The 17,772-nt window shown below is 73.4% G+C and carries 16 protein-coding genes; 7 read left to right on the top strand and 9 right to left on the bottom strand.

The annotated features are described in order from the left end of the window. Positions 1 to 17: 17 nt before the first annotated feature. The 3 genes from ACWDGI_RS15735 to ACWDGI_RS15725 form a co-directional block, all read right to left on the bottom strand. A complete protein-coding gene (locus ACWDGI_RS15735) occupies positions 18 to 881 on the bottom strand; it encodes a hypothetical protein (protein WP_450759242.1) in 864 nt (287 codons plus the stop codon). A 103-nt stretch (positions 882 to 984) separates the two neighbouring features. Continuing rightward, positions 985 to 2,511 (bottom strand): hypothetical protein, encoded by a 1,527-nt coding sequence (locus ACWDGI_RS15730; protein WP_450759240.1) that lies wholly within the window; start codon positions 2,509 to 2,511, stop codon positions 985 to 987. Between the two features lie 150 nt (positions 2,512 to 2,661). Continuing rightward, positions 2,662 to 3,363, bottom strand: a complete 702-nt coding sequence (locus ACWDGI_RS15725) for a GntR family transcriptional regulator (protein ID WP_450759238.1) — start codon at positions 3,361 to 3,363, stop codon at positions 2,662 to 2,664. Between the two features lie 151 nt (positions 3,364 to 3,514). On the opposite strand from ACWDGI_RS15725, the gene ACWDGI_RS15720 reads away from it, so the two are divergent. The 5 genes from ACWDGI_RS15720 to ACWDGI_RS15700 all read left to right on the top strand — a co-directional run bounded on the left by ACWDGI_RS15720 (position 3,515) and on the right by ACWDGI_RS15700 (position 8,093). Beyond that, positions 3,515 to 4,834: an MFS transporter gene (locus ACWDGI_RS15720; protein ID WP_450759236.1), complete on the top strand. Its 1,320-nt coding sequence runs from the start codon at positions 3,515 to 3,517 to the stop codon at positions 4,832 to 4,834. Next, positions 4,831 to 5,679 (top strand): putative hydro-lyase, encoded by an 849-nt coding sequence (locus ACWDGI_RS15715; protein WP_450759234.1) that lies wholly within the window; start codon positions 4,831 to 4,833, stop codon positions 5,677 to 5,679. Before ACWDGI_RS15720 ends, ACWDGI_RS15715 begins: the two co-directional genes overlap by 4 nt. 19 nt (positions 5,680 to 5,698) lie before the next feature. Beyond that, positions 5,699 to 6,457, top strand: a complete 759-nt coding sequence (locus tag ACWDGI_RS15710; RefSeq protein ID WP_450759232.1) for a LamB/YcsF family protein — start codon at positions 5,699 to 5,701, stop codon at positions 6,455 to 6,457. A 152-nt stretch (positions 6,458 to 6,609) separates the two neighbouring features. Beyond that, the gene (locus ACWDGI_RS15705; protein ID WP_450759319.1) at positions 6,610 to 7,227 is read left to right on the top strand and encodes a 5-oxoprolinase subunit B family protein; all 618 of its coding nucleotides are present in this window, start codon (positions 6,610 to 6,612) and stop codon (positions 7,225 to 7,227) included. Then, positions 7,224 to 8,093, top strand: coding sequence for a 5-oxoprolinase subunit C family protein (locus ACWDGI_RS15700; protein ID WP_450759230.1), 870 nt, complete (start codon positions 7,224 to 7,226; stop codon positions 8,091 to 8,093). The genes ACWDGI_RS15705 and ACWDGI_RS15700 overlap by 4 nt, the downstream gene beginning before the upstream one ends. Positions 8,094 to 8,443: 350 nt before the next feature. Here the strand turns inward: ACWDGI_RS15700 and ACWDGI_RS15695 are convergent, their stop codons facing one another. The 5 genes from ACWDGI_RS15695 to ACWDGI_RS15675 all read right to left on the bottom strand — a co-directional run bounded on the left by ACWDGI_RS15695 (position 8,444) and on the right by ACWDGI_RS15675 (position 13,964). Then, on the bottom strand, positions 8,444 to 9,295 hold the full coding sequence (locus ACWDGI_RS15695; protein ID WP_450759228.1) for an SGNH/GDSL hydrolase family protein: 852 nt from the start codon (positions 9,293 to 9,295) through the stop codon (positions 8,444 to 8,446). Next, the gene (locus tag ACWDGI_RS15690) at positions 9,292 to 10,497 is read right to left on the bottom strand and encodes a glycosyltransferase (RefSeq protein ID WP_450759226.1); all 1,206 of its coding nucleotides are present in this window, start codon (positions 10,495 to 10,497) and stop codon (positions 9,292 to 9,294) included. Before ACWDGI_RS15690 ends, ACWDGI_RS15695 begins: the two co-directional genes overlap by 4 nt. Continuing rightward, entirely contained in the window at positions 10,494 to 11,624 is a 1,131-nt protein-coding gene (locus ACWDGI_RS15685) for a glycosyltransferase family 4 protein (protein ID WP_450759224.1), read from the bottom strand. The genes ACWDGI_RS15690 and ACWDGI_RS15685 overlap by 4 nt, the downstream gene beginning before the upstream one ends. A gap of 228 nt (positions 11,625 to 11,852) precedes the next feature. After that, positions 11,853 to 13,271: a HEAT repeat domain-containing protein gene (locus ACWDGI_RS15680; protein ID WP_450759222.1), complete on the bottom strand. Its 1,419-nt coding sequence runs from the start codon at positions 13,269 to 13,271 to the stop codon at positions 11,853 to 11,855. A 300-nt stretch (positions 13,272 to 13,571) separates the two neighbouring features. Beyond that, positions 13,572 to 13,964: an ankyrin repeat domain-containing protein gene (locus tag ACWDGI_RS15675; RefSeq protein ID WP_450759220.1), complete on the bottom strand. Its 393-nt coding sequence runs from the start codon at positions 13,962 to 13,964 to the stop codon at positions 13,572 to 13,574. A gap of 343 nt (positions 13,965 to 14,307) precedes the next feature. Between ACWDGI_RS15675 and ACWDGI_RS15670 the strand changes: the two genes are divergently transcribed. Together ACWDGI_RS15670 and ACWDGI_RS15665 are read left to right on the top strand one after the other, a co-directional pair. Beyond that, positions 14,308 to 14,502: a hypothetical protein gene (locus ACWDGI_RS15670; RefSeq protein WP_189268091.1), complete on the top strand. Its 195-nt coding sequence runs from the start codon at positions 14,308 to 14,310 to the stop codon at positions 14,500 to 14,502. Between the two features lie 40 nt (positions 14,503 to 14,542). Further along, positions 14,543 to 16,099 (top strand): ATP-binding protein, encoded by a 1,557-nt coding sequence (locus tag ACWDGI_RS15665; protein ID WP_450759218.1) that lies wholly within the window; start codon positions 14,543 to 14,545, stop codon positions 16,097 to 16,099. Between the two features lie 143 nt (positions 16,100 to 16,242). Here the strand turns inward: ACWDGI_RS15665 and ACWDGI_RS15660 are convergent, their stop codons facing one another. Beyond that, a complete protein-coding gene (locus tag ACWDGI_RS15660) occupies positions 16,243 to 17,742 on the bottom strand; it encodes an SCO1417 family MocR-like transcription factor (protein ID WP_450759216.1) in 1,500 nt (499 codons plus the stop codon). Between the last annotated feature and the right edge of the window lie 30 nt (positions 17,743 to 17,772).

The raw sequence follows: 17,772 nt of genomic DNA, 5'->3' as shown, positions 1-17,772 counted from the left end.
GCGGTGGTTCTGGACGGTCAGGAGTGGAACGGCAGCCCGGCGTCGGCGACCAGGTCGTCGCTGTCGTCGGCGGGCAGCAGGCTGGCCGTGCCGTCGGTGACCGGGACGACGCCGAGTTCCAGCAGCTCGGCCATGGCGGCGCTGCCGGCCATGTCCCGCACCTGGAGCTGGTAGCGGGCCGTCGTGCGGTAGGTGCCGCCCTGGTCGTCGCCGGTGCGCTGGAGGAACCCCGAGTCGGTGAGGAAGACGACCGCCTTGCCGATGATGCCGGTGGTGGAACCGGCCAGCCGGCGGGCGTCCTTGGTGGCGCCGGTCGCACTGCGTCTGGCCCAGATCCGCCAGGCGGCCTCCAGACCGGGCGCGTCGGTGGCCGGGTCGGTGTTCTCCCCCAGCTCGTCGGCCCGCTCCTCCAGGCGGCGGCAGGCCTGCCGGACGAAGGCGTCGACGCCGTTGACCGTGATCCGCCCGATGTAGCCGTCGTCGGCCAGGTCCTCGGGGCGCGGGAACGCCAGCGCGGCGACGGCGAGATGCGCGAGCCCGTGCAGGAACCGGTCGCTGCCGTCCGCGGACGTACGACGCGCGTAGTCGCCCATGCGCACGGCGAACACCGAGTCCTCGGCGGCGGTCACGGCCATCCCGGCGCGGGGCGACACCTCCAGCACCACCAGCCCGAGCCCGGCGGCCACGGCGTCCGCGAGCCGTGCGAACGGCGGGTCCTCCCGGTAGCGCCGCAGCAGCTCGGTGTACTCCTGATCACGCGCGGGCTGCAGCTTGGGCTGCAGCCCGAAGGCGACGAGCCGAGCCGCGTCCGCGGCGTCGGCGGGCGTGACGGCAGCAGGCGCCGCTCCGGCAGACGCCTCGGCCTCGACGTACTCGTTCACGACGAAAACTCCTTGGTGCTGAGAACAGAGGGATGGGCAACCCCCTCAGGGGCGCGGGGAACTGCGCGATCGGCCCCCACCGACCCGCACCCGGCACACGACATCACGCGGCCTCGGTCCGATCCGCAGCCATCCCCACCGCGTCCAGCAGAGCGGTCCCGACGATCAGATCGGCGCCGCCGAACTCGGGATCGTCCAGCTCCGTCCCGTCGTCCACGGCGAACAGCAGCTTCTCCTCACCCTGCCGATAGGCCGTACCGACAGCCGGACTGGCCGCGTGCACCGCCAGCAGAGCGACCAGGTAGGGCAGCTCAGCGTCCAGCCCGCGCGCCTCGGCCAGCAGCCCCGACAACCGCCGAGGCGCGTCGGCCGGAAGATCCAGCAACCGCATGGCGTCGGCCAGTTGCTCCTCGCTGAACCGGCTGTCGTCAGGCGTGGCGATCAGGTCCGGCTCCGGCATCTCCGCCCCCAGGTGCTCCCGCTCCACGGGCGGCGTCAGCAATATGTCGACAAGGTCACCCACCCGCACCGACACCGGTGTCCGCAGCCCGCTCCCGCGCGCGAAGAACGCCCCGGTGACCCGGCTCGCCTGCTCCAGCGGCAACGGCAGCAGCGGCGCGAGCAGGTGCCCGTACAGGTCGGTTCCGGACGTCGTCATCGGCGTCGCGAACGCCTGGCGGTCCTGCTCCGCGCGGAACAGCGGCCCGGCCTCCAGCAGACGGGACTGCAACTGCGTGTGGCGTCGGATGCAGTCCTTGACGATGTCGACGAGCTCGGCGGCGCGCCGCTTGTTCTCCGGGTCCTCGGTCTCGTCGCGGGCCTTGCGGATGTTGGTGAGGATCGCGTTCTCGTGCCGGTAGCGGTCGGCGACGTGGTCCAGGGCCTCGGCGATCATGTCGGGGACGGCGTTGAGCCAGTCCACCGCGCGGACGTTGCGCCGGGTGGCGTCCAGGGCGCGGCGCAGGGTCTCCGAGTACTGCACGGTCCGGTAGCGGGCCTGCTCGGCGGCGAGCTGGGCGTCGGCGAGGCGGCCGCGGTTGATCAGCACCTCCAGCTTGACCTCGGCGGCGATCTGGGCGCTGGTGACGTCCGTGTCGAGGGCGCCGACCAGGACGTTGACCGCCTCGTCGGTCGTGCGGAGGTACACCGTGCCGCCGGGGCCCGGCACCTCCTCGATCAGCTTGAAGTCGTAGTCCCGGCGGACATACGACCCGTCGGGCGCGAAGGTGCCGTACACCGCGCGGAAGCCGCGGTCGACGCTGCCGACGTTGATCAGGTTCTCCAGGACCCAGCGGGCCACGCGCTCGTGCTCGGCGACGGGACGCCGCGGGGTCTGCGCGGAGATGCGCGGGATCAGCCGGGCGACGATCTGCTCGTGGTCGGCGCCGGTGTCGAAGTCCATGTTCAGGGTGACCAGGTCGATGGCGGCGAGGGCCACCTCGGCCATGCCGTACACCGAGTACTCGCCCGCCAGGTTCGCCTTGCGCGTGTCCAGGTCGTGCAGCGGCGCGGTGCAGGCGAGCGCGCGCAGCCGCCGCGCCAGCCCCTCGTCGGCGGCCGGCCCCGGCGCGGGGCGCGGCCCCGCGCTGAGCTGGGGCGGAACGCTGTCCGTGGTCGCAGGCGAAGTCACGGTGCACAGACTAGGTCCTTGGTCTGACAACGACCCAAACGACGCGGATGGCTCCGCCGGTGGGGCCGGGGGTCCTGAGGCCGGTTCGCCGGGTGCGGGTCCGTGGGGATCGAGCGCGCGGTTCCCCGCGTCCTGCGGGGTCCCGGCCGCCTACGGAGTGGGGTCCTCACCGACCCTGCGGCGGTAGACCTCCACCACCCGCTCCAGTGAATCAGTGAGGTACGTCTCCAGCAGCCGCTCCGCACCGCGCCTGTCGCCTGTCTCCAGGGCCTGGAGGATCTCCCGGTTCCGGGCCAGGTACGGCTCGTGCAGGGCGTGCGGGTCGTCGACGATGTGGAACGCGAGGCGGAGTTCGGCGAAGACGCTGCGCATCAGTTCGTCGGTGCGTTCGCTGCCGGCCAGGGCGACCAGTTCCCGGTGGAAGTGGATATTGGCCGTACCCACTGCTTTCCAGTCATTTGCGGCCGCCGCCTGCCGGCCTTCCGTGACCGCCGCCGAGAGCGCGTCCAGGGCGTACGGAGGCTCGCCGAGGCCGCGCACGACGGCGCATTCGACCAGGGACCGGGTGCGGTAGATGTCCTCGACGTCCTCGACGGTCAGGACCCGGACGAAGACGCCCCGGTTGAGTTCGTGGACCAGCAGGCGTTCGTGGGTGAGCAGCCGGAACGCCTCGCGCAGGGTGTTGCGGGAGACACCGAGCGCACCACCGATGCCGTCCTCCGACAGGCGGGTGCCCGGCGGGAAGAAACCGTCCGCGATACGGCTCCTGAGGATGTCGGAGACCCGTTCGGCGGTGCTGGTACGCCCGAGGAGGGCGCGGTCGTCGGCCAGTCCGGTCAGCTGCTCTGCCATGCCCGGAATTCAACCGCAGACACAGGAACGAAACAACGTGGGTATTGAAGGATCGTTGAACGATCCTCTACGGTGCTCAGCACGCTCACCTTGGCACGGCACCGCACGGCTCAGTCCCCGCACCCTTCGTCCCCTCTTCAGCGAGGTGCCCATGAGCACGACCCCTCCACCGCAGGCCCTGACCTCCGACGCGCACCCGGGCAAGGGCGAACGCACCGCCGAGGACGGCGCGTTCGGCTGGCTGCGCGCCCTCGGTCCGCGAGGCCGTCAGGCGTTCGCCGGAGCTTTCGGCGGATATGCCCTGGATTCATACGACTACTTCACCCTGCCGCTGAGCATGGTCGCGCTCGCGGCGTACTTCGGCCTGGACAGCGGCCAGACCGGTCTGTTCACCACCGTCACCCTGGTGGTCTCCGCGGTCGGCGGCGCCGCGGCGGGCGTGGTCGCGGACCGGGTCGGCCGGGTCCGTGCCCTGATGATCACGGTCATCACCTACGCCGTCTTCACGGTGGCCTGCGGCTTCGCACCCAACTACGAGATGCTGCTGGTGTTCCGGGCCCTCCAGGGGCTCGGCTTCGGCGGCGAGTGGGCGGTCGGCGCGATCCTGGTCGCCGAGTACGCGAGCGCCCGGCACCGCGGCCGCACGCTCGGCGCGATCCAGAGCTCGTGGGCCGTCGGCTGGGCGCTCGCCGTGATCGTCTACACGCTGGTCTTCTCGTTCGTCGGCGACGACATGGCCTGGCGAGTCATGTTCTGGACCGGCGCGCTGCCCGCGCTGCTCGTGGTGTGGCTGCGCCGCCGCGTGCACGACGCCCCGCAGGCGGTCGCGGTCCGCGAACAGAGCGCCAAGCGCGGCTCGTTCGCCGCGATCTTCCGTCCGGGCACCGCCGGGACACCGGGTCTGCTGCGCACCACGGTCTTCGCGGGCCTGCTGTCCACGGGCGTCCAGGGCGGGTACTACACGCTGGCGACCTGGGTCCCGACGTATCTCAAGACCGAGCGCGGTCTGTCGGTCGTCGGTACCGGCGGGTATCTGACCTTCCTGATCTCGGGAGCCTTCCTCGGTTACCTGACCGGCGGTTACCTCACCGACCGGCTGGGCCGGCGCCGCAACATCTGGCTGTTCGCGCTGCTGTCGGCAGTCTGTGTGCTGGCGTACGCGAACATCCCGGACAGCGCCAACACCACGCTCCTGGTGCTCGGTTTCCCGCTCGGCTTCTGCATGTCGGCGATCTTCAGCGGCTTCGGTTCCTACCTGAGCGAGCTGTACCCGACGGCGGTGCGCGGCACCGGGCAGGGCTTCACGTACAACGCGGGCCGCGCGGTGGGCGCGGTCTTCCCGACCCTGGTGGGCTACCTGGCCGACAGCTGGGGCGTGGGCGGCGCGCTGGTCTTCGGCGCGGCCGGGTACGGGCTCGCCGCCCTGGCCCTGTTCGGACTGCCGGAGACGCGCGGGAAGGAACTGACGTGAACCGTACGGAAGACCGTCCTGTCACCCTCGTCACGGAAGACCGTCCTGTCACCCTCGTCGACGAGCACGCGCGCGCGTGGAGCCCGAGAAGCGCCCGGGCCCGCTTCCGGGAGGGCCTCACGGGCGCCACGGCCGGGGTCGCGGCCGGCCACACCCAGGCCAACCTGATCTCGGTGCCCGCCGACTGGGCGTACGAGATGCTGCTGTTCTGCCAGCGCAACCCCAAACCCTGCCCGGTGCTCGACGTCACCGACGCCGGCGCCACGGCCACCGTGCTCGCGGACGACGCGGACCTGCGCACCGACCTGCCGCGCTACCGGGTGTGGCGGGACGGCGAGTTGGTGGACGAGCCGACGGACGCGAGAGCCTATTGGCGGGACGATCTGGTGTCGTTCCTGATCGGGTGCAGTTTCACGTTCGAGTGGGCGCTGGCCGAGGCGGGTGTGCCGATCCGCCATGTCGAGCAGGGCCGGAACGTGCCGATGTACGTGACCAGCCGTCCGTGCCGTCCGGCGGGGCGGCTGAGCGGGCCGATGGTGGTGTCGATGCGCCCGGTCCCGCCGGAGCGGCTGTCGGCGGCGATCCGGGAGAGCAGTCGGCTCCCGGCGGTGCACGGCGGCCCCGTGCACTGCGGCGATCCCTCGGCGCTCGGCATCCACGATCTCGGCCGGCCCGACTTCGGCGACCCGGTGGACGCCGACCCCGACGACATCCCGGTGTTCTGGGCCTGCGGGGTGACCCCGCAGGCGGCGGTGATGGCCTCCCGGCCGCCGTTCGCCATCACGCACGCACCGGGCCAGATGTTCATCAGCGACGCCCGCGACGAGCAGTACCGCGTCGCCTGACACGAAAGACGGCTGATCCATGACCTCGATCGACCTGAACGCCGACCTCGGCGAGGGCTTCGGCCGCTGGCGGCTCACCGACGACGAGCAGTTGCTGTCCGTCGTCACCAGCGCCAACGTGGCCTGCGGCTTCCACGCGGGGGACGCGGCCACCATGCGGCGGGTGTGCGAGCTGGCGGCCGCGCGCGGGGTGACGATCGGCGCCCAGGTGTCCTACCGGGACCTGGCGGGGTTCGGGCGGCGCTCGATGGACGTGCCGCCCGCCGAGCTGGCGGCCGAGGTGGCCTATCAGATCGGTGCGCTCGAGGTCTTCGCGCGCGCGGCCGGCGCGCGGGTGGCGTACGTGAAGCCGCACGGCGCGCTCTACAACCGGGTGGTGCACGACGGGGAGCAGGCCGCCGCGGTGGTGGACGGCGTGCTCCTCGCGAGCGCTTCACTGCCCGTCCTCGGGCTCCCCGGTTCACGGCTGCTGGAGCTGGCCGGGAAGGCGGGACTGCCCGCCGTTACCGAGGCGTTCGCGGACCGCGCGTACACCGACGAAGGGACGCTCGTCCCGCGCGGGCGCGAGGGTGCGGTGGTGAGCGACCCGGAGGCCGTCGTGGAGCGCTCGGTGGAGCTGGCGCGCTCCGGCTCGGTCACCGCGCACTCCGGCGCGCGCATCGCCGTGCGCGCCCGCTCACTCTGCCTGCATGGCGACACCCCGGGCGCCGTGGAGCTGGCGCGCAGGGTGCGCACGCGGCTCACGGAGGCGGGCGTGACCGTAACGGCCTTCGCATGAGCATGAACAAGGACATGAACCCCGGCAGGAGCGCGGGCGTGGAGCCCGGCAGGAGCGCGGACGTGAACCCCGGCAGAAACACGGCCATGGACCTCGGCAGGAGCGCGGGCCCGGGCCTCGTCCCGAGCCCGAAACCCGAGGCTGCCACGCGCATGACAACCCACCTCGTCGGTGACGACGCCCTCCTGGTCGAGGTCGGCTCCGGCGCGGAGGCCCAAGCCCTGCACGCCGAGCTCTCGCGCCGGCGCGGGGAGGGCTCGCTGAGGGTCCGCGAGATCGTGCCGGCCGCCCGCACGGTCCTGCTCGACGGTCTCGACGACCCGGCGCGCTGGGCCGCCGAACTGGCCGCCACCGAGATCCCGTCCGCTCCGCCTCACGCGCGTGCGGCCGTCGAACTGCCCGTGCGCTACGAGGGCCCGGACCTGGCCGAGGTCGCCGCCCACTGGCGGGTGCCCGAGCGGGAGGTGGCCCGCATCCACGCGGGAACCGAGTTCACGGTCGCCTTCTGCGGCTTCGCGCCCGGCTTCGGCTACCTCACCGGACTCCCCGTGCGCTACGACGTGCCGCGCCGTGCCACCCCGCGCACGGCGGTGCCCGCGGGCGCGGTGGCGCTGGCCGGGCCGTACACGGGCGTGTACCCGCGCGCCTCGCCGGGCGGCTGGCAGTTGATCGGAACGACGGAGGCGGTGCTGTGGGACCACGCGCGTGTGCCGGCGGCGCTGCTGGCTCCGGGTACGCGGGTGCGGTTCGTGCCGGTGGGGGGCGTATGACCGACCGTGCGCTCGTCGTCGTACGGGCCGGGGCGCTGACCACCGTGCAGGACAGCGGACGCCCCGGGTACGCGCATCTCGGGGTGCCGCGCTCGGGGGCGCTGGACGCGCCCGCCGCGGCGCTCGTCAACCGGCTGGTCGGCAACTCCCCGGATGCGGCCGTTCTGGAGACGACCCTCAACGGGTGTGCCGTACGACCGCGTTCGACGGTGGTGGTCGCGGTCGGGGGTGCGCCGGGTCCGGTCACGGTGGGCGGGCGCCCGGCCGCGTGGGGCGCGCCCGTGGTGGTTCCGGCCGGGGAACTGCTGGAGGTGGGAGCGGCCCGGTCCGGCGTACGGAGTTATGTGGCCGTCTCCGGTGGCATCACGGTCGAGCCGGTGCTGGGCAGCCGGGCCACGGATCTGCTCTCCGGGCTCGGGCCGGCTCCGCTGGCGGACGGCACGGTGCTCCCGCTGGGCACAGCGGCGGTTCCGCACGCGCGCGTGGACGTCGTACCGCAGCCGTCCCCGCCCACGGAGCTCGTGCTGCGGGTGACGCTCGGTCCGCGCGCCGGCTGGTTCACGCCCACGGCCGTCCGGGCGTTCACCTCGCGCGCGTACCGGGTGTCGTCGGCGAGCAACCGCATCGGGCTGCGCACGGAAGGGCCCGCCCTGGAGCGGGCCCGTCCCGGTGAACTCCCCAGCGAGGGCATGGTCCTCGGCGCCGTCCAGGTGCCGCCGGACGGCTGTCCGGTGGTGTTCCTGGCCGACCATCCGACCACCGGCGGCTATCCGGTGATCGCGGTGGTCCGCGCCGCCGACCTCCCGGCCGCGGCCCAGGCGGTCCCGGGCATCCCGGTCCGCTTCGTGGCGGTACGCCGTCGCTGAGCCGCCGTGTCGGTCTCCGTGGCGGTCTCATCCGGCACCACGGCACCGCTTCCGGCACCGCCCGCCACGCCCCACATCGGGCACCACCGCCCACGCACCGTTTCCGGCACCGCGCCCACGCGCCCCACACACCACGTCCAGCGCCACGCGCCACGCACCGCGTCCGGCGTCGCGCGCCAGGCCCCACACACCACGTCCAGCGCCACGCGCCACGCACCGCGTCCGGCGTCGCGCGCCAGGCCCCCCACACACCACGTCCAGCGCCACGCGCCACGCCCCACGCGCCGCGTCCGGCGCCACGCCCCACGCGCCGCGTCCGGCGCCCTCGGCCGCGTGCGACGTCATCGTCCTCACGCGGCGTCGGCGGGCCGCTCCGGCGGCTGGAGGGCGGCCAGTGCGGCGGACACGGCTGCGGACGCGCTCAGGTCCAGGCGTGCGCTGGTGCCCTTGCGGCGGTGCCGCATCTCGTCGAGGGCCAGCCGCAGCAGCTGGGGCAGCAGGTCACGGCAGCGCCTGATCACCCAGGCGGTGCCGGCCGTGGCCAGCCAGAACAGGCTCGCCTTCTTGGTCGGCGCCGGGAACTCGGGCTCGGGGGACGGCGGCGTCCCCGTCGCCTTGCCCATCGGGGCGAGCAGGGCGTGGAAGCGGGCGGCGAGCTGCCGGTGCCCGCGCTCGCACGGGTGCAACCGGTCCGCGCTCCACATCGCGCGGTCGGTCAGCCAGGCGCCCTCCGCCGCGTGCAGATGGACGGCCCCGTACCGCTCGGACAACGCGTGCACCACCGTGTTGACCGCACGCTGCCGGCGGGCCAGCGGGCGGGCCAGGGCGCCCGGGAGCCCGAGCATCGAGCCGGGGTCGGGCAGACATGCGGTGAGCAGCGTCGCGCCCGATGCGGTGAAGGCCGCGTAGACCTTGTCGAGGCGAGCGGCCACCGCGTGGATGTCGAAGGTGCAGCGCAGGGTGTCGTTGACGCCGATGACGACGGCGACGATGTCGGGGCGCAGGTCCAGTGCGGCCGGGGTCTGGCGTTCCAGCACGTCCCGGGTCTGCGCCCCGCTGACCGCGAGGTTGGTGAAGTCCACGTCCTTCGCGGCGAGTCCGCCGGACAGCAGCGCGGCCCAGCCGCGCCACCCGTCGCCGGCGGGGTCGCCCACGCCCTCGGTCAGCGAGTCCCCCAGCGCCACGAACCGAACCGTTCTCATGCCACGCCCTCCGGCACGACACGACGGACCGGTGCCGTCGTTCCGTTCTCGTCGCGACGGCAGAGCACCGGTGCGTCGTGCGCGGCGAGGAAGGCCTCAACGGCCGTTCCCCAGCCGAAGCACTCCGCTCGCGCGCGTGCCACTTCCCGGCGCTCGGGGCCGGGCCGCTCCAGGAGCGTCTCCACCGCGTCGGCGAAGGCGTCGCCGCGGTCGGCCGCGGTCGCCCCCGCGGACCCGATCACCTCGGGCAGCGCGGAGGAGGCGCTGGCCACCACGGGCGTCCCGCAGGCCATGGCCTCCAGGGCGGCGAGCCCGAAGGTCTCGGCCGGGCCGGGCGCCATGGCCACGTCGGCGGACGCCTGCAGCGCGCCCAGGGTGTCCCGGTCGGAGACGTGCCCGAGGAAGGTCACCGGCAGCCTGCGCTCCCGCGCGCGCTGTTCCAGACGCGCCCGCAGCGGCCCGTCGCCGGCGACGACCAGGACGACCCGGCGGCCGCGCCGGACCAGCGCCTCCACGGCGTCCAGGGCGGTGCCGGGCCGCTTCTCCACGGACAGCCGCGAGCACATGACGAGCAGTGCCTCGTCCTGGCTCGCGTACCGCGCCCGCAGGTCGAGGTCGCGCATCGAGGGGTGGCGGCCCGTCAGGTCGACACCCAGGGGGGCGCGTACGACGTTGCGCGCGCCGATGCGGATGAACTCGCGCTCGGCGAACTCGGTGGTGCACACCACGCGCGCGTACGTGTGCGCCGTGCGGATGTTGAGGGCGTCGGCGGTGCGCCGGGACATGTTCTCGGACAGGCCCCAGGTGCGCAGGACGCCGTCGGCGGTCTCGTGGGACACCATCACGGCGGGGATCCGGGCGCGCCTGGCCCAGCGGCCGGTCCAGCGCAGGGTGGTGCGGTCGGACACCTCCAGGCGGTCCGGGGCGAGGTGTTCCAGGAGGGTCTGCACGCGGGTCTTGTCGACGAGGACGCGGTAGCCGCCGGTGCCGGGCAGCACCGGGCCGGGCAGGGTGATGACCCGGCCCTGCTCCTCGACCCGGTCCGAGTAGCGCTCGCCGGGGACGATCAGGACCGATTCGTGACCGGCGGCCACGAAGCCCTTCCCGAGTTCGCGCAGGGCGGTGCGCAGGCCGCCGGAGGACGGGGCGACGAAGTTGGCCAGGCGGACGATGCGCAGGGGTGCCGGCGACGAGACGCTCATGCCGCCACCACCGGTCGGCGTGCCGCGAGCACGTCCTCGTAGTGCTGGATCAGCTGGTCGCCGACCGCGGCCCAGGTGCGGCCCTCGACGGTCGCGCGGGCGGCGGCGCCGAAGCCGGCCCGCATCGCGGGGTCGGCCACCAGGGCGGCCACGGCCTCGCGGACGGCCCCCGCGTCGCGCGGCGGGACCAGGAAGCCGGTGCGGCCGTGGTCGACCAGGTCGATCGGGCCGCCGGCGGCGGGCGCGACGACCGGGACACCGCTGGCCATGGCCTCCTGGACGGTCTGGCAGAACGTCTCGAAGGGGCCGGTGTGCGCGAAGACGTCGAACGAGGCGAAGATCCGCGCGAGGTCGTGGCCGGTGCGGCGGCCGAGGAAGACCGCGCCGGGCAGCGCCTCGGTGAGGTGGGCCTGGCTGGGCCCGTCGCCCACGATCACGACCTTGACGCCTTCCAGGCCGCAGACCCCGGCGAGGAGTTCGACCTGCTTCTCGGGGGCGAGGCGGCCGACGTAGCCGACGATGACCTCGCCGTTCGGGGCGATCTCGCGGCGCAGCGCCTCGTCGCGGAACTCGGGGCGGAAGCGGACGGTGTCCACGCCGCGCTGCCAGAGCTGGATCCGGGGAACCCCGTGCGACTCCAGGTCGCCGATCGAGGCGGTGGACGGAGCGAGGGTGCGGTCGGCGGCGCCGTGGACGGACCGTATCCGCCGCCAGGCGGCCGCCTCGCCGGCGCCCACATAGGTCCGGGCATATCCGGCCAGGTCGGTCTGGTAGACGGCGACGGCGGGGATGCCGAGCCGGGCGGCGGCGGCCATGCCGCGGACGCCGAGGATGAAGGGGCTGGCCAGGTGGACGACGTCCGTGCGGTGCTCGATCAGCGCCGCGGCGAGCTTGCGGCTGGGGAGAGCCACGCGGACCTGGGGATAGCCCGGGAGCGGAAGGGAGGGGACGTGGACGACAGGGCACGGCGCGGCGGCCGCGGCGAGCCTGTTTCCGGGGGCGGGAGCCGGAGCGACGACGAGGGGAGCGTGACCGCGATCGACGAGGTGTCGGGCGGTCTGAAGCGCGCAGTGGGCCACGCCGTTCACATCGGGGGGAAAGGATTCGGTCACGATGACGACACGCATACCGGTGTTGTCGCCGCGCTGGACGTGGCCGCGTCAAAGTGGATCTTTCCGATGGTTAAACGTCCCATGAGCGTTGCCCTGCACGCCCGAGCGGGCCAGACCGCGTCCACATCCGACTGGTCCGCCGGTCACCGGTCGTTCACTTGGCGGGCGGTCTGCCGCGAATGGAACGTATGCGGGATCCCCCGTGGTTCCCGAGTTGAAGCCGTGGTCCCCCGTGGCGATGTCTCACACGGCGGGTGTGTCCGGTCCGATACGGCTGCGGACGGCCGTCTGGACCTCGTCCTCCTCGGCGGGGTCGGCGGCGAGCCGGCGGAGTTGTTCGACGACCCGGGCGTCACCGGTCTCGGCGTGCCGGGCGGCGATCTCGCGGGTGGTCTCCTCGCAGTCCCAGAGGCATTCGACGGCGAAGCCGGCGGCGAAGGAGGGATCGGTGGCGGCCAGGGCGCGGGCGGCGCGGCCACGGAGATGGGACGAGGCGGTCTCGCGGTAGACGTGGCGCAGGACGGGCGCGGCGCAGGCGATGCCGAGGCGTCCGGTGCCGTCGACGAGGGTCCACAGGGTCGGCGCGTCGGGGCCTTCGCCGCGGACGGCTTCCCGCAGGGCCGCGAGGACCAGTTCGCTGTCCTGGGCGCCGCCCCGGCAGGCGAGCATCCGCCCGGCGGCGGCGCCGAGGGCGTCGGGCCGGCGGGCCCAGCCGCGGGCGCGGTCGACGGCGGCGATACTGCGCATGCGTTCGAAGGCGTCGACGGCGGCCTCCTCGACGGCGGCGGTGCCGTCGATCACCGCGGCCTCGATCAGGCCCAGGGCGTCGGAGTCGTTGCTGTCGGCGAGGTAGCGCAACGCGGTGCAGCGGGCGCCGTCGGTGCCGTCCTTGGCCGCCTGGAGGATCTCCGGCCGGTCCTCGGGACCGGCCACGGCGACCAGGCAGCGGGCGGCCGGCACATGGAGGGCCGCACCCCGCTCGACGCCCTGCTGGGCCCATTCGAAGACCGCGCGCACGCTCCACCCCGGGCGGGGCCCGGTAGGTCGCATCTGGCGCTGCCAGCGGTCGAAACAGCCGGTTTCCTGTGCGGCACGCACACGCGTGGCGATCGATTCGCGGGGATCGTCGGCCCACAGCCGCCAGGGCCGTGGCTCGAAGGCGTCCCGCACGGCGGCGGCCAGCTCGGCCTCGCCCTCGGCGTCCGTGGTGAAGCGCGCGAGCACCGGCGCGGCCAGGGCGCACAGGCCCGCGTCGTCGTCGCGCAGCGCCAGCTCGTCCAGGGCCCAGGCCCAGTTGGTGCCGGTGGCGGCGTACCTGCGCAGCAGTGCGAGCGCGTCCCGCCTGCCGTAGGAGGCGAGGTGCCCGAGCACGGCCAGCGCGAGGCCGGTGCGGGACTCCTCGGTGTCGAGGACGTCGTCGGGGTCGAAGAGATGCGCCTCGATGGCGTCCAGCTCGCCGTTCAGGTCGAGATAGAGGCGGGCGTAGTAGAGGGAGCGGTTCTCCACCTGCCAGTCGTGGCGGGGGTCGCGCAGCACGCAGTGGTTCAGGGCCGCGAGCGCTTCGGCGCGCGGGGCGGTGAGCGCGTGCAGCGTGCCGTCGCCACGGCCCCGCTGGAGCAGGCCGAGCAGCGTACCGCTGGGCGCTATGACCGGATCGAACATGGGAAACAGCCTCACATCAAGCGTCGACGCAACCGGAGAACACGCACTACCTGGCCGCGTGACACAACGTCGGAGCGCCCGCCGTCTCTTGCTTGCTGTAGACCATCTCTCTCTGCCTCTCGTCAGTGGCCCATGCGGACCGCATCACGGCCCGCGCGGTGCGGCAACACCTGCCCAGCCATCGCGTCCGTGAATCACGACGTCATGATGACTCGGCACTTCGACCTGCCGCGACCGAAATTTCGGCGGCCCTGTACCGCCTCCCCCGTTTTGTGTGTTTTCGCTGGTCGGAAGGATGGTTCAGTGGATGCCGAACAATTCGAGAAGTTCCGTCTTGCCGAACATCCGCGCGGTGTCGACGGCTGACGGAGTGCCCGCCGCGGGGTCCGCGCCGGCCTCCATGAGCGCCTTGATGACCTCTGTCTCGCCTTTGAAGACCGCTCCGGCGAGCGGGGTCTGACCTCTGTCGTTGATCCGGTCCGCCTCGGCGCCCCGGGCGAGCAGCTCGCGCACCGCGTCGGCGTGCCCGTGGTAGGCGGCGAGCATCACGAGGGAGTCGCCGCGGTCGTTGGTGAGGTTGGCCGGAACACCCGCGTCGAGGTACGCCACGAGCGCCTCGGTCCGCCCCTGCCGAGCCAGATCGAAGATCTTGGTCGCCAGCTCCACGACCTCGGGGTCGGGGGCTTCGCTCATCGAACGGACCGCCTCTCCTGTGTGCTGCGGGGACTTCCGTGGACGGGTGGAGCGTACGGCAACGGGCGGGCCGCGCGGCCGTACGAGTGAATCGTCAGCGTACTGGCTTCAGGGTGCACATGACCGGAACCGCCCGAGGTAAAGATCACCGCAGTTCCGCCGGACGATCACCCGGACCCCACCCGGAAGGCGTCCGACCTGGTCGGCTCGGGCCGGGAATGATCCGCCGACCGAGTGAAATCTGCCGGAATTCACTCATTTGCACCTTTAATCGTATGGATACCTGCTGTGATCCTGGAAGAACTCATGGTGACTGTCCCCCTTCGACACCAGGAGATCTCAAATGATCCTCTCCATCTCAGGCGTCATCGTGCTCGGCATCGTCGTCTTCCTCTTCTTCCGCAAGGACGGACTGAAGCCGTCGCACGCCACGGTCTCGGCACTCTTCGGGTTCTATCTCGCCAGCACGGCCATCGCACCGAGCATCAAGGCAGGCGGCGAGAGCCTTGCGAGCCTGCTCGGCGGGATCAAGTTCTGACGACGCCCCTCCCGTCCCTACGCACCTTCAGGAGACAGCAGTGGCCCGGCGCCCTCTCCCCCGCATTCTGAGCAACGGCACCGCGCAGCTCGCCCGGAGCAGGGAGCTGGCCCGGACGGCCGCCGACAACGCCACCGACGTCCTCCATCCGCTCATCACCGTCACGCGCGGACTGGGCCGGCTGGCCTCGGCCGGACGGCACAGGTGGGCGGAGACCCCCAAGGACAAGCGTGGCCCGCTGCTGTTCCTGGTGGCCTCGGTCGTCCTGGTCGTGGCCCTGGTGCCGTACGGACCCCTGCTCGCCGTCATCACCCTGATGGCGGCGAGCGCCTGGCACGGCCGCGACCGCACCCCACCCCCGCCGGAGGGCCCCGACGAGTCGCAGACCCAGCGGCTCCAGTCCCTGTACGAGGCCCTGGTGCCGTACTTCTCGGCCGCCGAGGACCCGGCGCCGCTGTACGCGCACGGCGGGGAGTGGGAGAAGGCCTTCCTCTCCCACGAGTTCGACGACGCCGACCGGATCGGCCAGCTGCTGATCCGCTACCCCGCGTACTTCCCGGACGGCGAGCCCGACGCCCGGGCCCGGATCGAGTACCTGCTCACCGCGAAGTCCGGGCGCGGCCGCGAGTACCACTTCTCGTGGGACGAGGAGGGCAACCGGCTCACGGTGACCGCCCTGGCCCCGCTGCCCACCGACATCGCGGCCCAGCGGTTCGTCACCGCGCCGGGCGAGACGGTCCTGGGCTTCACCGACCCCAGCGAGGTACAGCGCACGCTCCCGCTCACCTACGGCGAGGAGCAGCGGGACGTCCCGCCGGTCGTCTGGCGCACCGGCGCCCGCTCCACCGAACCCCATCTGCTGGTCATGGGCCGCCCCGGCAGCGGCACCTCGACCCTGCTGCGCTCCGTCGCCCTGCAGGCGCTCCAGTACGGCGACGTGCTGATCATCGAGAGCGGCGGCACCGGCGAGTACGCGTGCCTCTCCGGCCGGGACGGGGTCCTCGCCGTGGAGTGCGGTCTCGCCGGGGCGCTGGCCAGCCTCGAATGGGCCGCCCACGAGACGGAACGCCGCCTGATCGCCCTCAACGGCGCACGGCAGGCCGGCCATCCGCCGCCGGACGACTGCCGGCGCCCGCTGTGGATCCTGCTGGACCGCCCCGGCTCCTTCGTCCACCTGGCCTCGGCGAACGGCCACCAGGATCCGCAGGCCCTGCTCCAGACCCCCCTGCGGCACGGCCGCGCGGCGAACGTCACCGTGGTGGTCGCCGAGCACCTCGACAGCACGGATGCGGTGAGCGAGGCGCTACGACAGCACACGCGCGCGCGTGTCGTGCTCGGGCCGGCGCTGCCGGACGAGCTGGAGGCGGCGCTGGGGGCACCGCCGCACACGACGCCGTTGGCCCACATGCCGCCGGGCCGGGGCTATGCCCGGCTGGGCCACGGTCCGGTACTGCGGCTCCAGGTGCCGGCCACACCGGACCCGTACGACGACGCGACGAGCGACGCGGACCGGCAGGCGGTGCTGGACCTGTTGCCGCCGCGGAGTGAGCCGACGGAGCAGCCGGTATCGATGGAGGCGGCCGTCTCCGAAGCCTGAGGCAGGCGGTGGTCGTCCGGCTGCGGGTCGCGGGGGGCTGATCGCGCAGTTCCCCGCGCCCCTCACGGCGCGCTGCAGTCGCCCCTTCAGGGGCGCGGGGAACTGCGCGACCGGCCCCCACCCGCCCGCAGCCGGACAACCGCCTACGCCACGAACGTCCTCGGCGCCTCGCCCCCGCCGGAGGCACCGGCCTCCACCAACCGCGCCGCCGCGGCCAGTCGGGCCGCCGCCTCCTCCGCCACCGCTCCGCCCACGGTGAACGGAAGCCGCACATAGCCCTCGAAGGCACCGTCGACCCCGAACCGCGGCCCGGACGGCACCCGCACCCCGACCCGCTCCCCCGCCTCCGCCAGCCGCGAGCCGGACAGCCCGCCCGCCCGGACCCACAACGTCAGGCCGCCCCGCGGGACCTCGAACTCCCAGTTCGGCAGCTCCCGCCGTACCGCGGTCAGCAGGTCGTCCCGGTTCTGGCGGGCCTGGATCCGGCGCAGCTCGACCGCGTGCTCCCAGCCCCCCGTGCCGAACAGCCAGTTCACCGCCAGCTGCTCCAGCACCGGCGTCCCCAGGTCGGCGTAGGCCCGCGCGGCGACCAGGCTGCGGATGACGTCCGGAGCCGCCCGCACCCATCCGATGCGCATGCCCGCCCAGAACGCCTTGCTGGCGGATCCCACGGTGACCACGGTCGAACCGGCCGGGTCGAAGCCGCAGACCGGGCGGGGCATCTCGACCCCCTCGTCCAGCCACAGCTCGCTCATCGTCTCGTCGGCGACCAGCACCGTGCCCGCCGAGCGGGCCGCGTCGACCAGCCGGCGGCGCTGGTCCTCGTCGGCGAGCGCCCCGGTGGGGTTGTGGAAGTCGGCGACGACATACGCGATCCGGGGCGCCGCCTCCCGCAGGACCTGGCGCCAGCGGTCCATGTCCCAGCCGGTGAGGCCCTCCGCCATCGCCACGGGGACCAGCCGGGCGCCGGCCTCCCGCATCAGCTGGAGGATGTTGGCGTAGGAGGGCGACTCGACGGCGATGCGCTCGCCGCGGCCGCCGAAGAGATGGCAGATCGCGTCGATCGCGCCCATCGCACCGGTGGTGACCATGATCTGCTCGGGCATCGTGGGGATGCCGCGCGCGGTGTAGCGCTCCGCGATCATCGCGCGGAGCACCGGGATCCCGGCCGGGTAGTCGCCGTGCGTGTGGGCGTACGGCGGGAGTTCCTCCAGGGCGCCCTGGACCGCACGGGTCAGCCACGGTTCGGGCGCGGGCAGGGCGGCGGTGCCGAGGTCGATCACCGAGCCGAGGGCCTCGGGCGGCAGGGGTTCGAGTCCGCGGGCCGGCAGCGGGTTTCCCGCGGGGACGGCGGTCCAGCTGCCGGCGCCGCGACGGGACTCCAGGAATCCCTCCGCGCGCAGCGCCTCGTACGCCGCCGCCACGGTCGTACGGCTGACGGACAGGGCGAGGGCCAGTTCGCGTTCGGCGGGCAGCCGGGCGGCGACCGGGACGCGCCCTTCGAGGACCAGCAGGCGGATGCCGTCGGCGAGCGCGCGGTAGGCGGGCGGGCGTCGGGTGCCGGCGCCGGCCGGGCGGTCCTGCTGCGAGTTGAGCAGCCGGCCGAGCTGTGCGGCGCCCACCGCCGAGGTCCACTGCGCCATGAGAATCAGTCCACCTTCCCCGAATTGGCC

The organism is Streptomyces sp. NPDC001220, assembly GCF_053597895.1.
Note: the sequence above shows the minus strand (reverse complement) of the source record. Positions and strands in the feature narration are given on the sequence as shown.